At 68.1% G+C, this 14,129-nt stretch carries 13 protein-coding genes; 10 read left to right on the plus strand and 3 right to left on the minus strand.

Going from position 1 to position 14,129, the window contains the following annotated elements; all coding sequences use genetic code 11:
* Positions 1 to 298: 298 nt before the first annotated feature.
* Positions 299 to 517 (plus strand): hypothetical protein, encoded by a 219-nt coding sequence (locus U9983_RS11805; RefSeq protein WP_322754053.1) that lies wholly within the window; start codon positions 299 to 301, stop codon positions 515 to 517.
* A 158-nt stretch (positions 518 to 675) separates the two neighbouring features.
* The gene (locus tag U9983_RS11810; RefSeq protein ID WP_322754054.1) at positions 676 to 978 is read left to right on the plus strand and encodes a DUF397 domain-containing protein; all 303 of its coding nucleotides are present in this window, start codon (positions 676 to 678) and stop codon (positions 976 to 978) included.
* 557 nt (positions 979 to 1,535) lie between these two features.
* On the opposite strand, the gene U9983_RS11815 is transcribed toward U9983_RS11810, so the two are convergent.
* The 3 genes from U9983_RS11815 to U9983_RS11825 form a co-directional block, all read right to left on the minus strand.
* Positions 1,536 to 2,696 (minus strand): RHS repeat-associated core domain-containing protein, encoded by a 1,161-nt coding sequence (locus tag U9983_RS11815; protein ID WP_322754055.1) that lies wholly within the window; start codon positions 2,694 to 2,696, stop codon positions 1,536 to 1,538.
* A 108-nt stretch (positions 2,697 to 2,804) separates the two neighbouring features.
* A complete protein-coding gene (locus U9983_RS11820; RefSeq protein WP_322754056.1) occupies positions 2,805 to 3,137 on the minus strand; it encodes an RHS repeat domain-containing protein in 333 nt (110 codons plus the stop codon).
* Between the two features lie 418 nt (positions 3,138 to 3,555).
* On the minus strand, positions 3,556 to 3,888 hold the full coding sequence (locus U9983_RS11825; RefSeq protein WP_322754057.1) for a hypothetical protein: 333 nt from the start codon (positions 3,886 to 3,888) through the stop codon (positions 3,556 to 3,558).
* 348 nt (positions 3,889 to 4,236) lie between these two features.
* Between U9983_RS11825 and U9983_RS11830 the strand changes: the two genes are divergently transcribed.
* From U9983_RS11830 to U9983_RS11865, 8 genes are all read left to right on the plus strand, one after another.
* A complete protein-coding gene (locus U9983_RS11830) occupies positions 4,237 to 4,482 on the plus strand; it encodes a hypothetical protein (protein WP_322754058.1) in 246 nt (81 codons plus the stop codon).
* A gap of 780 nt (positions 4,483 to 5,262) precedes the next feature.
* Positions 5,263 to 6,087, plus strand: coding sequence for an enoyl-CoA hydratase-related protein (locus tag U9983_RS11835; protein WP_322754059.1), 825 nt, complete (start codon positions 5,263 to 5,265; stop codon positions 6,085 to 6,087).
* 48 nt (positions 6,088 to 6,135) lie between these two features.
* Positions 6,136 to 8,319, plus strand: a complete 2,184-nt coding sequence (locus U9983_RS11840; protein WP_322754060.1) for a mycofactocin system FadH/OYE family oxidoreductase 1 — start codon at positions 6,136 to 6,138, stop codon at positions 8,317 to 8,319.
* On the plus strand, positions 8,316 to 10,319 hold the full coding sequence (locus U9983_RS11845) for a mycofactocin system FadH/OYE family oxidoreductase 2 (protein ID WP_322754061.1): 2,004 nt from the start codon (positions 8,316 to 8,318) through the stop codon (positions 10,317 to 10,319). Before U9983_RS11840 ends, U9983_RS11845 begins: the two co-directional genes overlap by 4 nt.
* A complete protein-coding gene (locus U9983_RS11850) occupies positions 10,320 to 11,363 on the plus strand; it encodes a mycofactocin-associated electron transfer flavoprotein alpha subunit (protein ID WP_322754062.1) in 1,044 nt (347 codons plus the stop codon). It begins immediately after the preceding gene.
* Between the two features lie 89 nt (positions 11,364 to 11,452).
* A complete protein-coding gene (locus tag U9983_RS11855; RefSeq protein WP_416211368.1) occupies positions 11,453 to 12,790 on the plus strand; it encodes an FAD-dependent oxidoreductase in 1,338 nt (445 codons plus the stop codon).
* A 27-nt stretch (positions 12,791 to 12,817) separates the two neighbouring features.
* Positions 12,818 to 13,147 (plus strand): ferredoxin family protein, encoded by a 330-nt coding sequence (locus tag U9983_RS11860; RefSeq protein WP_322754064.1) that lies wholly within the window; start codon positions 12,818 to 12,820, stop codon positions 13,145 to 13,147.
* A complete protein-coding gene (locus tag U9983_RS11865) occupies positions 13,125 to 14,123 on the plus strand; it encodes a putative mycofactocin-associated electron transfer flavoprotein (protein WP_322754065.1) in 999 nt (332 codons plus the stop codon). The genes U9983_RS11860 and U9983_RS11865 overlap by 23 nt, the downstream gene beginning before the upstream one ends.
* Positions 14,124 to 14,129: the final 6 nt, after the last annotated feature.

Here is a 14,129-nt window from a genome sequence, read left to right on the forward strand (position 1 = left end):
GGCCGCCTCGCGGAGCTAACGTATCCGGCCCGCGAGGTGCGCGAGTGCCTGCTCATCGTCCACCGTGCGCCTCTCCGTGGTCTGTGCGTGCGGCGTGGTCTGTGCGTGCGGCGTGGTCTGTGCGTGCGGCGTGCGTGACCCGTGACGCCATGCCCACGCGGGTGGCCCCTGGTCGCGCACCGTCATGGAATGTGTCGCGTCGGCACGATAACCGGCCGGCCGCCCGCACAGGACACGAATGGGGGATGTCGTGGTACCGCAGAAGCCCTTCACTCGCCGGCCGCCGGAGGCGGCGCGAATGAGCCGGCACGTCTTACCGCCAATTCCGGCTCATCCGGATGTTCCGGCGGACGCCGTCCTGTTCGCGATCGTCGTCTACGGACCCAACCGGCAACCGGTCGAAGTGCTCCTGCCGTTCCCAACCGTGTCCGCTACGGATCATCACGCCCGCAGCCGCAACATCGACGGCCGGATTGTGCCGATCGCGTTCCCGTTCCACCCCCGGCAGGGGGTCTGAGCCCGGCTCCTCTCCGGCCGTACCGTTCCGCCCCCGGCCGGAGAGGAGCCGTCCTGATCACGCGCCGGTCCGCCTTGCCCTGCCCCGTCCCTCGTCAGCAGGGGTGTGCGGCGCGGGCCCGCGCGTGCACCAACACCCACCCACAGAAAAGGATCATCATGTCCGACAGTCACAGCCGTACCCGTAAGCCTGACCTGACCGGTTTCAACCCGGAGCTGGTCGACTGGCAGATCTCCAGCTTCTCCAACGGCGCCGGAGGCATATGCGTGGAAGCCGGAGCGCATGACGGCGGGATGATCGTCCGCGACTCGACCCGCCCGAACGAGCCCGTCCTCGCCTTCTCGAAGGCGGAGTGGCTGCGTTCATCGACGGTGTTGAGAACGGCGAACTCCGCTTCTGACCTGCCCCCGAACGTCCGCGGGCCCGACTCCCACGGGGGAAGAGCCGGGCCCCGGATGTGATGACGCCCCCGACCCGATCATCTCGGGCGAGGGCACCATCACTACATCAGGCCGGGCACTTACCCATGGACCGAATAGCCCGTAGCCACGGCCCGATCCCACTCGAACCCCCACCGCTAATCATCGCCAGCGGCGCCGAAGGCCAGAGTACCTACGCCGCCCGGAGCGGTTCACTTCCCCTTAAGATCTTTTTCCCAACTTTCTAGCTCACCGCGGTATCGCCTCCGAGATATCCATTCCTGAGAGCCGACTTTCACAACCAGTCGAACATATCGAAAGAATATTCCACGGCACAATGAGACACTTGCCTGGCGCGTCGCGAGTTGGCGGATAAGTTGTACAATAATTGCACGAGAAACCGGCTCAAAAACGTAGAAACAAATATTGATTCGGGCAGACTCTCCGCTTTCCGAAGGCGAGATGATTATATCTAGCCCATCGTCCAAATCGATCCAGATATCGATAAGGCGCGGATCAAACTGCACTGGATGCGTGGAGATGCTTCGTGCAACATCACCGAAACCCTCTCTCAGCTCACGCTCAATGCTATCCATTACCTACCGCCGCGGACCATGAAGAAGGTCGATATGCCGCCCGTGAAACTTCGCTCGAAATACTGTTCTTGCCCCCCTAATTCCGTACGGCTTCAAGCTTTTACCACTCCAACCTAGCCCATACTTCCTACCCCCGTTTAGCCATCCCGACTTACGCGCACCCGAATAAACATCACCAAATAGTCTACTCTTTGCGCCAACACCTCGTGAGCGAAACACTGCTGCTCCAAGCCGGCTGGGCGCGAGTGCAGGGGTAGTGCCTACTACCGAGCCTGTCCCACCTACGATCCCACCCGACAAGCCGCCGACTGCCGCTGAGAGAGCAAACCCCGACCAGCTCCAGTCGCTGGTTCCCGCGTTCTCCGCCGCATAGGCCGCAGCGCCGGCCGCTATACCCACCGCGACACCGCACACGACCGTAGCCCCGCATGCGACGGCACCGATCACACCGGCCGCGACAGCTGTGAACTTGAGGACCGACCGCCAGCCCCACTGACCGTTAAGATCAGTGCAGGTGATCGGATCGCCAGCGCAGTAATCGTAGGGGTTGGCGTTACCGCCGGGGAGCGGGTCGACCTGCAGGAACCGTCCGGTGAGCGGGTTGTACAGCCGGACGCCCATCAGGACCAGGCCGCCGAGGGTGTCGGCGGAACGCTCCTTGCCTCCAAGCCAGCCGTACCGGGGGTAGGCGGCGGAGGCGAAGACCGGCAGGCCGAACTCGGTGCTGTCCGCGAAGCTGGCGAGCGAACTGACGGTGGTCGTGTCGTCGGCGGTCACCACCACACCGCCGTGCAGGTTGGTCAGCTGGACCGTGACCGTGCCGGTGTTGGACTGGATCGCAGTGAGGTCCCCACCGATCCCGGTGATGTTCCGGGTCCACGTGCGGTCGGACACCCCGATCCACGCCGGGCTGTCGCCGCCGTCGGCGTAATGGTTCGTCGACGTGGTCGAGGCTTGCGTCCAGGAGCGGATCCGCCGCGCCGGGTCCAGGGCGTAGCTACGGCTGGTCGATCCCTGGATCTGGGAGGCAACCATGTCGTTGACGTAGTAACCCACACTCGCCGCCGCCCCACCGGCAACCGTCAGCGTCGTGGTCCGCCCGAACAGGTCATAGCCGTAGCCGGTGTTGGTGAGCCGATCGGCCTGATCGTAGCCGGAGTTCAACGTGAAATCCGGGGTGGTGGTCGTCGACGAGCAGTTCCCACTCGTCGGGTTCCCGCCCGCGTCGGGATGGTTAACCAGACTCGTGCGGTTGGACTCGGCGTCGTAGCCCTACTGCCGGGTGGAGCAAATCACCGGACCGCCGTAGGCCCGGGTATCGGCCACCTGGGTCAGCCGGCCGGCCGGATCATAGGTAAGACCGGTGCTGTTCGCCGGGCCGGCATCCGCCCCCACCTGATCGAAAACCGACCGGGTCTGGTTGAACGTCAACCAGGTCGTCCCCGACTTCGCATACGACAACGACCGGGGGTTGCCATTGTTGTCGAACCGGGTACTGGCCACCACCCCGTTCGGATAGGTCTGACTGACCAATTTCCCGTCCGCGTCATACGACGCCGCGAACGTCGACGGGGCGCTGCCAGCGCCGACGTTGAGCGCGGTCACCAGCCCCCGATGCTCGCTGGCCGAGTCGTAGGTGTAGGTTACCGTGCCCTTCCCGTCAGCGCGGGAAGTAACCTTTCCATCGAGGTCGTAGCCGATCGTGGCGGTGTTGCCGTCGGCGTCACGGCCCTGTCGATCAGCAAAACTTGGACTACGGCGTCTAACACGATCCGCTTCCATTCATCGGCGGAAATTCGGTACCGGCCAGGCAAGAAGAAGTCGGAGGTGCTCGTTTTCAATCAGCATGTGGGCCTGCTGCTGGAGGCGGTGAAGGTCCGGCTACACCGGCCCGCCAGCGCAGCGACCCGGCATGACAGTCCGAGACGGCCTCACTGGTTCACAGGTTCTCTCACGCCAAGAACGTCCGATACCGACCAGTACACCGACATTTTCGTCCCGTCACAGCAGCCCCGGATGTCCCTCAACGAGCCGGTCCAAGAAAATAGAAGGGCACTGATATGAAAGCAATTATGCCAAAGTCTAGAATTGATGGAAAGGCGACCAGGGAAAGCAGCTTGATCGGTTTACGGTCAATAAATTTAGCAGATTTACGCCGCAGATTAATAATTACCTGAAACGCTACTGTTCCACAAGAAAGGGCGAATCCAATATTCCCCACCAAGGACGAAGTCCCTCTCGGAACAAGGGCGTGAATAATTGCGTAGACAGAAATGGAAACAATAAAAGCCGCGACCGAAACAACGGGCCACGCGGGGGCGAGCGCGGAATTATACGAATCAAGATCTTCCGCCATCCTGATCCCTGCCCTCACTTTGCGGATTGATTTGAGCATAGATGGACCATCGGACAGATACGGAACCATCTTCTCCGCAACGAAACATTGAAATTTTACTATTATGTCCATGAGCAAGTGCGGGCCACGCCCATGGGGCGGGCCCGCCACCTCCTGCAATCACGATGGGGATGAATTATAAGAAATTCGATTTTACTCCTGACCGGAACCGGCCAGAGCCCTCACTCACCGTCAGAAGAAGTGGTGTCGATGATGTAGGTAGTATCGTCCCTCATAGACTCCAGTTGCTCCCCATCCAGCTCGATTAGAATACGAACCGTAACGCCCGTAACGCTCGCTTGCCATCCTATGGGCGCGACGCATATTATGGAAAGCAGACCTGCGCACCGCTGGCGCACGCGTCATATTCTGAGCAATCCTAGATTCAGCTTCGGCCGCACGGCAAAAGCCAATGTTTGCCCCGCCAGCGGCTACGCCAACAATATCCAAGACGCCAGCCAGATAGTCACCACTACTGAAGTCGGACCAGGCATCGTACATACCGCTAAAAATAGCGGCAATCGCGAATCCTTCACCTACCACCGGAATAAATGAGCGGCGGGTTCAAACGGTCGTAGCGACGCTCCGAGGTCACCTCGATCCGGCGGTTCTCCGCCCGCGCCGATCAGGTCCACGCCGATAAGAGCGCCCGGCAATAGGGGCGTGGATCAAGGAGCGGGACTGGGGTGCGTAGATCGCGAGGCGGAGGAGGCCCAGGTAGCGGTGTTCTACCTAGGCCGACGACAACGAAGCGAAATGCGTGCCCCAGCGCCGCGACGCCGCATCCCCTATTGCCGGGCGCTCTAAAGAGCAGACAGCCGCCCACGCACCGCATCAGCCGTGGCATTGTTTTTCTGTAGATAATTGCTTCAAGCGATCATCAGGTCTTGATCCACGACAAGCAGACCGCCCGCCTGGCCGCCATCCGCACAGAGACCGAAACCAGCAGGTCACAACCTCGCCGGGCCGGGCACCCCTGGACGCATCCCCGTGGTGGGCACATCACCCATACGAGCCGCCATCCGATGTGCGCAAGACAACAATTCCAACACAAGAACAATTGATGATTGCCAACGTCTCGCCGGATGTTCAGCCCGACAACACCCACGATCGAATGATCGAACAAGGGGAACCGGGTAAACGACGATCTACCTCGACGCCGCGCCAGGGGCCGGCCGAGGGGTCTGGGCGCTCTCGGGTGGACCATGCGCCAAGCGCACGATCACCTGCCGATGATCGCCCGCTGCCCGTGGTATGCACGTGGGCCCGACATCTGGTCTGCTGGATGCCGCACGAACACCGACACGATCCGATCCGAACCCGAGGGAGTCCGGTATGACCGAAGTGCTCGGAGACGACCGGGTCGACACCGTGCGCTACGAGGTGACCGAAGGCGTTGCCACCATCACGCTGAATCGACCGGACAAGCGCAACGCGCTCACGCCGCCGATGGTGGATCGCTACGTCGAGCTGATGCGCGCGGCGGACGACGACCCGCGGGTACGCGCCATCGTGCTGACCGGCGCGGGTAAGGGCTTCTGCTCGGGTGCGGATCTCGGGCTGCTCGCACAGGGTGCGGAAACCCTGCGCGAGTTCCTGCCGGGCTCGGCCGCTACCGCGGACGCCGCCGTGTGCACGCCCAAACCAGTGGTGGCGGCCGTCAACGGTGCGGTCGCGGGCATCGGGTTCGGCCTGCTGCTGGGCGCGGATATCCGCTTCGCCAGCAAGGACGCGATCTTCACCACGGCCTTCGCCCGACTGGGACTGGTCGCCGAGTACAACGCATCCTGGCTGCTGCAACGGCTGGTGGGCCTGCCGAACGCCATGGACCTGCTGCTGTCAGGCCGCACGATAGATGCCGACGAAGCGCACCGCATCGGCCTGGTGCAACGGGTCGTCCCGGCGGGAACGGAACTCGGGGCTGCCTTCGACTACGCCCGCGACCTGGCCGCGAACTGTTCTCCTCGCTCGCTTACCGTTATCAAACAGCAGGTCTACGCCGATGCCGAGCGGTCCCGTACCGAGGCGCTCGCGGCATCGGTGGAACTGATGGATGCGTCGTTCGACTGGCCGGATCTTGCCGAGGCGATCCTCGCGCGGCAGGAGAAGCGCCCGGCGCGGTTCTCGGCCGAGGACGGCACGCATGCCAACGAAGCCTGACGAAGACTGAGGAAAACTGAGGAAAACTGAGGACGTCTGAGGTCGACAATGCTGCTCACAGATCCATTCACGTTGGGTGGCCGGAACGCGCCGAGCCGGGTGCTGTTCGGGCCGCACGAGACCAACCTGTGCCATGGCCGGGCGTTCTCGTCGCGATCGGTGGCCTACTACGCCCGGCGGGCGGCCGGGGGCGTCGGCGTGATCGTGACGGAGGAGGCGTCGGTCCATCCGTCGGACTGGCCGTACGAACGGGCTCCCCTCGCCGCCGACTGCGGTGCGGGTTGGCGGGCGATCGCGGACGCGGTGCACCCGTACGGCACCGTGCTGGTCGCAGCGCTCGGGCACGCGGGTGGGCAGGGCAGCTCGGCGTACTCCCAGCGGGAGCTGTGGGCACCATCGCAGGTACCGGAGGTGAACACCCGCGAGGTTCCCAAGTCGATGGAACCAGGCGACATCGACGCTGTCGTGCGCGGTTTCGCCGAGGCCACCCGTACGGCGATCGCCGCCGGCTGTGACGGTGTGGAGGTGAACGCCGGCCAGTACAGCTTGGTGCGCCAGTTCCTGTCGGGCCTGACGAACACCCGCGGCGACGACTACGGCACGGACCGGCTGCGGTTCGCGCGGGAGGTACTGACCGCCACCCGCGCCGCGGCCGGGGACGCGATCGTCGGGCTGCGGCTGTCCTGCGACGAGCTGGCTCCGTGGGCCGGTGTCACCCCGGCGGCGGCGGTCGAGATCGCCCGCGCTCTGGCCGGGCTGTACGACTACCTGGTGGTGGTCCGCGGGTCGATCTTCACGGTGGCCGCGACCCGGCCGGACATGCACGTGGAGCCCGGCTTCAACCGCGAGCTCACCGCCACCATCCGGGCAGCGCTGAACGGCCCGGACAGCACGGACAGCACGCAGGGCCCGGATGGTGGCGGCGTCCACGCCGTCCCGGTCATCCTGCAGGGCAGCGTGGTGGACGTCGACATGGCGCAGGCGGCGCTCGCGGACGGCGTCGCCGACGCGGTCGAGATGACCCGGGCGCAGATCGCCGACCCGGAGCTGGTGGCAACCGTGCGGGCCGGCCGGGCCCCGCGTCCGTGCATTCTGTGCAACCAGGTGTGCCAGGTACGCGACAACCGCAATCCGCTGGTGTCCTGTGTGGGTGAACCGTCGTCCGGCCATGAGACGACCGACTCACCGGTGGCCGGCCAGGCGCGGGTACCCGTTGCGGTGACGGTGATCGGCGGTGGGCCGGCCGGGTTGGAGGCCGCGCGGGTCGCGGCGCTGCGCGGGCATCACGTCACGCTGCTGGAGCGCGCACCCCGCCTGGGCGGGGCGCTGGTGGCGGCGTCCGCGGGCGCGGGGCGGTCCCGGTTCACCCACCTCACCGACTGGTTGGCGGCGGAGTGCGCCCGGCTCGGGGTGACCATCCGCACCGGCATCGAAGCCGGCATCGAAGCCGGTCTCGAAGGCAACAGAGCAGCCGACACAGCAACGGGCACAGCAGCGGGCATCGAAGGGAGCACATCGCCGGCCGGCACCGCGCTGATCGTCGCGGTCGGTGGCCGGGACGGCGAGCAACCCATCCCGGTCAGTGCGCCGACGCCTGAACCCGCTCCCGAGGTGTCCCTGGCCGGGGATGGTCCGGGCGGTCCGGGCGGTCCGGGCGGTCCGGACACGGCGGCGGTCGTGCTGAGCGCACGGGCGTTGCTGACCGCGGCCGCGGCCGGGGTCGATCTGTTGCCGGCCGACGGTCCGGTGGTGGTGTGGGATCCGTTGGGTAACTCGACCGGGATCGCGGTCGCCGAGCGGCTCGCCGCGGCCGGCCGGGACGTCACGCTCGTCTCGCCGGATCTGGTGGTGGGCACGCAGCTGTCCCGTACCGGCGATCTGGCGCCAGCGAACGTCCGGCTGCACCAGGCCGGGGTGAAGCTGGTAAAACGGACCCGGCTGACCCGGCTGGACGGCACCATTCTCTACGGTGACGACGTGTTCGCCGACGCCACGGTGGAGATCGCCTGTGCGGCGCTGGTGACCAACACCGCCGAGCTGCCCGTGCTCGGGCCCGACGAGATCGAGGCGGCGCCCGGGGCGGTGGTCGGGGACGCGATCGCTCCCCGGACCGTCTATGAGGCCGTGCTGGAGGGACGCCGGGCCGCCCTCGCCGTGGGTGACGGGATATTCCGGCCGGCGACGAAGGACCGGGCGAACCCGGCGCGCGGCAACCGAGGGGTCGGTCGATGAGCCGGTATCGGCATCTGTTCAGCCCGCTGCGGTTGGGCCCGATCACGGTCGCGAACCGGATCGTGTTCTCGGCGCACCTGACCAACTACGCCGCCGACGGGCTGCCCACCGAGCAGCACGCCGCCTACTACGCGACCCGGGCGGCCGGCGGCACCGGTCTGATCATCACCGAGGAGCACTCGGTGCATCCGACCGACTGGCCGTACGAGAAACTGATCCACGGCTTCTCCCGCCACGCGATACCCGGCTACCGGCGCATCACCGAGGCCGTCCACCGGCACGGCGTCCCGATCTTCGCGCAGATCAACCACAACGGCGGACAGGCGTCCGGGATGTTCTCCCGGCTGCCGGTGTGGGCGCCCTCGCCCGTGGCGGACCCGCTGTTCCGCGAGGTTCCCAAGGCGGTGAGCCAGGCGGAGATCGACGAGATCGTCGCCGGCTACGCGAGAACTGCGGGGCACTGCGTCGAAGGCGGCTTCGACGGGATCGAACTGCAGTGCTCGCACTCCTCGATCGTGCGGGGGTTCCTGTCACCGGCGACCAACCAGCGCACCGACGACTACGGGGGCGACCTCGCCAACCGGGCCCGGCTGCTCGTGGAGATCGTGCGGGCGGTGCGGGCCGCGATCGGCCCGGAGCTCGCGCTCGGGGTGCGGCTGTGCGGCGACGAGCTGATCGAGGGTGGCATCACCCTCGACGAGTGCGTCGCGGTGGCGCGCATCGTCGAGGCGACCGGCGCCGTCGACTACATCAACACCTCCATCGGCACCGCCACGTCCACGCTCTACATGATCGAGGCGTCGATGGCGGTCCCGCCGGGCTATGCGCTGTTCATCCCGTCGGCGATCCGGGGTGCCGTGGACCTTCCGGTCGTCGGTGTCGGCCGGTTCAAGGACCCGCTGCAGGCCGAGCGGGCACTGGCTGACGGGCACTGCGACCTCGTCGGGATCGTGCGCGGGCAGATCGCGGACGCGAACTTCGCCCGCCAGGCCCGCGCCGGGGCGACCGAGAACATCCGGCTGTGCCTGTCGTGCAACCAGGAATGCGTCGGACGGATGGGCCTGAACCGCTGGCTCGGCTGCATCGAGAACCCGCTGACCGGCCGGGAGGCTGTCCGGGCCGCCCAGGGCAGTATCGAACCCGGTCCGGACGGCCGCGACCCGGCCGGCACACTGATCCTCCCGATGCCGGTGCGGCCCAGGGACGTGCTGGTGGTGGGTGCAGGGCCGGGCGGGATGCAGGCGGCGATCAGCGCCCATCGCGCCGGCCACCGCGTCACCCTGGTGGAGGCGGCCGACGAGGCGGGTGGGCAGGTGCGCCTGGCCGCAACCGTCCCGGGCCGGGCCGAATTCGGCGACCTCGTCCGCAACCAGCTGGCCGAGTTGCGCACGCTCGGCGTGGCGGTGAAGACCGGAGTGCGGGTGGACGTCGGCTACGTCCGCGACCATCATCCAGACGTGGTCGTCGTGGCCACCGGGAGCCGGCCGGCGCGGCCGTGGTGGGCCGGCCCGGACGACCCCCGGATATGTACAGTGCGGTCGGTCCTCGACGGTTCGGCGTCCCCGACCGGGCGGGTCGTGATCGTCGACGAGATCGGCTTCCACCACGCCCCGTCCGTTGCCGAGCTGCTCGCCGACCGCGGCTGCGAGGTTACGGTGCTCTCCCCGGACATGCAGGTCGGCCAGGGTCTCGGGGTGACGTTGGACAGCGAGGGCTGGAACATCCGGGCTGCGCGCAAGGGCATCGCCCAGATACCGGACAGCGTGGTGCTGGGCCTGGACGACGCCGGCCTGCAGGTGCTGTTCCACCCGACCGGGACGACCACCGCACGCCCGTTCGACCATGTTGTCCTGGCGGTCCCCGAGGAACCCGAGGACGACCTGTACCTCACCCTGCGCGACACCGGTGAGGTCGCCGTCCACCGGGTTGGAGACTGTGTGGCACCACGGCGGGCACATGCGGCCGTGATCGACGGCGACCGGATCGGCAGGAGCCTGTAGATGTCAGGATCACCACCCACCATTGCGTCCAGGCCACAACCACGATCCTTACTCGGGGTGGTCGTGGTGCGCCGTGGCGTGCTGCCGGCGGGCGCGGACGAGGTGACCGCGGAGGCGGGCGGGCGGGTCCTGCTCGTCGGCGACGGCGTGGCCGCCGCCGCGACCGATCTGACCAGCGCGGCCGACGTCACGCTGTGGGAGGCCGGCGAGTTCGCGCCGGCAGCCTGGTCCGCGGTGCTGGCCGCCGAACTCGACGGCGGCACGATCGACGCCGACGTGATCATCATGCCCGCTTCCCCGGACGGCCGGGACTTCGCTCCGCGCCTGGCCGCAACGCTGGGCCGGGGGCTGGTCGCGAACGCCATCGCCGTACGCGCCCACGAGATCGTGGCCGAACGCTACGACGGCCGGCTCGCCGAGCACTCACCGATGCGCGGCCCGGTGGTGGTCACGCTCATCCCGGGCGTCCGCGGTGTCGCGCCATGCCAGCTCGCCCCGCGGATCCGCACGTTCACCCCGGCGGTCCCTGATCCCGCCGTGGCCGGCGACCCCGAGGTAGTCGACGCCGAGGTACTGGCGGTGCTACCGGCGGACCCGGCGACGATCGCGCTGACCGAAGCGTCGCGCATCGTCGGTGGCGGACACGGGATGGGCAGCGCGGACGCCTTCGCACTGCTCGCCGATGTGGCGGCGGCGATCGGCGCGTCGCTCGGCGGCACCCGGGTGGTGGCCGACCTCGACTGGATCCCGTTCGAACGCCAGATCGGCACCACCGGGGCGATCGTGGCGCCCCGGCTGTATCTGGCCTTCGGGGTCAGCGGGGCCGTCCAGCACACCAGCGGCCTGGGTAGCCCCGATCACGTGATCTCGGTCAACCTCGATGGGAGCGCGCCGATGATGGCCATGGCCGACCTCGCGATCGTCGCGGACGCCCCCGCGGTCGTCGCCGAGCTGCGCCGACAGTTGGCCGGGCCGGCCGGGGTCGCGACCGAGCGCACCGCCGGCGAGCGCGCCCCCGCCGTCAGCGCGGTGATCATTCCGTGAGCGGCTCACCACCCTCGGATGATCTCTATCCGGATGGGCACCTGGCCTCGCCCCCGAAGCGTCCGGCCACCAACCCGCTGTCCCCGCCGATGCCAGCGCCATCGGATGCCCGTGCCGACGCCGGACATGACGCGGACGTGATCGTCGTCGGTGCGGGGCCGGCCGGCTCGGCGGCCGCACTGGTCGCGGCGCGAGCGGGAAAATCGGTGCTACTGCTGGAACGCGGACCGTTCCCGGGCTCGAAGAACCTCTTCGGCGGGGTCGTCTACGGCCGGGTCCTCGACGACCTGGTGCCGGACTGGGCCGAGCAGGCACCGATCCAGCGGTGGGTCACCCGCCGGCAGACGATGATCCTGACCGGTGAGCAGGCGCTGTCGATCGACTACCGCAACCAGAAGTGGGGCCGGCCGCCGTACAACGGCGCCACCACGCTGCGGCCCGACTTCGACGCGTGGTTCGCGGGGTTGGCCGAAAAGGACGGTGCCACGCTCGTCACCTCCACCGTGGCCACCGGGCTGCTGCGCGACCCGGTCACCGGACGGATCACCGGCGTGCGCACCGACCGTCCCGACGGCAACCTGAGCGCGCCGGTGGTGATCGCCGCGGACGGGGTCAACTCGTTCCTGGCGAAGGAGGCCGGCCTGTACCCGAACGCCGGCGCCCGTCACTTCACGTTAGGTGCGAAGGAGGTCCTCTCCCTGCCCCGGGGCGAGATCGACGCCCGGTTCGGGGTCCGTGACCGCGAGGGCGTCGACATCGAGATCCTCGGCGGTACCGGCGGCATCGCCGGCGGCGGGTTCGTCTACACCAACCTTGACACGATCTCGGTCGGGGTTGTGCTGTCCCTGCCCGACCTCGCCGCCTCCCGCCGGCGTCCCGAGGAGATCATCGCCGAGCTCAAGGCTCACCCGGCGATCCATCCGCTGGTCGAGGGCGGCGAACTGGTCGAGTACGGCGCGCACCTCATCCCCGAGGGCGGCTACGACGCCATGCCGGCGCTGGTCGGCGACGGCATGCTGGTCACCGGGGACGCGGCCGCGATGTGCCTGGCCGCGGGGATCTGGCTGGAGGGCGTCAACTTCGCGATCGCCTCCGGCGCCGCGGCCGGCCAGACCGCGGTCGAGGCGCTGGACGCCGGTGACACGTCCGCACGCGGGCTCGCCGGCTACCGACGGCGTCTTGAATCGTCGTTCGTGCTGGCAGACCACAAGAAGCTGCGCCGCGCACCGGCGCTCGTGCTCGGTGAGCGGACGCAACAGCGGTACCCGGACCTGATCTGCGGAATCGTCGAGGACATGTTCACCGTGACGAACCCGCGTCCGAAACGGGGTCTCGTGGCGATCGCGCGCGCCCGGATGCGCGGCAGCGGCGTAACACTACGTGACCTCGTCCGGGATGGTACAGCCGCACTGCGCACCTTCGGCTAATCAATGATCGTCAAAGGGGACGCCGCCATGAGTACCCGACGCTTCCTACCCTGGCCGGCCCGCCCGTCATCCGCGGACACGCTGTCGTTCACCGACCGCATGGACACGGTGCGCTTCGACGTGGCGGAGCAGGCGCACATCACCGTCGACTCCACCGTGTGCGAGACGTGCACCACCAAGGCATGTGTCACCGCCTGCCCGGCAGACCTGTTCGTGCCGAAATCCGACGGCGGGATCCTGTTCAACTACGAGCAGTGCTTCGAATGCGGCACCTGCTACATGGTCTGCGGCGAACAGGGCGCGATCGCCTGGAGCTATCCGGAGGGAGGCCACGGTGTCGTCTTCCGCCATGGCTGAAACCGGCGACATCCTCGGCCTTCAGGTGACAGTGCTGGTGGCTCACTCGCCGCTGGCGGTCGAGGTGGACCCGCTGACCGGCGAGGTCCACCTCGACGAGCGACTGTCCGGCCTGTCCGCCGCCGACCAGGCGGCCTGCGAGTGGGCACTGCGTCTTGGTGACGCCTGGTCCGTGCCGGTGGCGGTGCTCACCGTCGGGCCGCCCGCCGCCGACGCCACTCTGCGGGCGGTGCTCGCCGCCGGCGCCGCAAGGGCAATCCGGGTGGACGCCGACGCCGACGCCGACGCCGACCCGCGGATGGTCGCCGCGGGTGTGATCGCGGCCCTGCGTCGGGACCCCGATCATGGGGACCCCGATCATGCGCAGATGACCCGCACGGACATCGTGGTGGCCGGGAGCTGGTCCCCACGCCGCGGCTCGGGTGCGGTACCGGCGCTGGTTGCCGCCGGCCTCGGTCGGGTGCGCGGGCACGGCATCGGTGGCGTGGCGCAGGCGCTCGGCCTGGTGTCGCTCGCCCCGACCGCGCCCGGGGTCGTCGAGGCCGAACGACGCATTGACGGTGGACGGCGGGAACGGCTGCGGGTGCGGGCGCCGGCGGTGCTCTCGGTCGACCCGGGGACGGCACCGCTGCGTCGCGCCGGGCTGCGTGCGGTGGTCGCGGCCCGTCGTGCACCGATCGACGTGGTGCGGATCGCTCTCCCGGCATCACTGCCTGCGACCAGAGTGCCGCTGCGTCCCCGTCCGAAAGTCCTGCTCCCACCGGCGGCGACCCTGCCGGCGCGCGAACGTGTCAGGCAGCTGACCGGCGCCGGGGAGACCCGCGGCACCGATCGGGCCGTCGTCCGCCTCGACCCGCCGCAGGCCGCCGACCGCGTTCTCGCCGCCCTGCGCGCCTGGGGTTATCTGCCGGCTCCTGGTCCCGGTACCTGTGCCTCCGGCGCCACTGGTCCCGGTCCCGATGAACAGGCTCGGTGAGCGCTG

The organism is Protofrankia sp. Cas3, assembly GCF_963555955.1.
Taxonomy (GTDB): Bacteria; Actinomycetota; Actinomycetes; order Frankiales; family Frankiaceae; genus Protofrankia.

Bases quoted from the DNA above. Each gene is read 5' to 3' on its own strand.
- U9983_RS11860 (WP_322754064.1), top strand. From the start codon at position 12,818: ATGAGTACCCGACGCTTCCTACCCTGGCCGGCCCGCCCGTCATCCGCG.
- U9983_RS11835 (WP_322754059.1), top strand. From the start codon at position 5,263: ATGACCGAAGTGCTCGGAGACGACCGGGTCGACACCGTGCGCTACGAG.
- U9983_RS11845 (WP_322754061.1), top strand. From the start codon at position 8,316: ATGAGCCGGTATCGGCATCTGTTCAGCCCGCTGCGGTTGGGCCCGATC.
- U9983_RS11810 (WP_322754054.1), top strand. From the start codon at position 676: ATGTCCGACAGTCACAGCCGTACCCGTAAGCCTGACCTGACCGGTTTC.
- U9983_RS11825 (WP_322754057.1), bottom strand. From the start codon at position 3,888: ATGGCGGAAGATCTTGATTCGTATAATTCCGCGCTCGCCCCCGCGTGG.
- U9983_RS11850 (WP_322754062.1), top strand. From the start codon at position 10,320: ATGTCAGGATCACCACCCACCATTGCGTCCAGGCCACAACCACGATCC.
- U9983_RS11830 (WP_322754058.1), top strand. From the start codon at position 4,237: ATGGGCGCGACGCATATTATGGAAAGCAGACCTGCGCACCGCTGGCGC.
- U9983_RS11805 (WP_322754053.1), top strand. From the start codon at position 299: ATGAGCCGGCACGTCTTACCGCCAATTCCGGCTCATCCGGATGTTCCG.
- U9983_RS11855 (WP_416211368.1), top strand. From the start codon at position 11,453: ATGCCAGCGCCATCGGATGCCCGTGCCGACGCCGGACATGACGCGGAC.
- U9983_RS11840 (WP_322754060.1), top strand. From the start codon at position 6,136: ATGCTGCTCACAGATCCATTCACGTTGGGTGGCCGGAACGCGCCGAGC.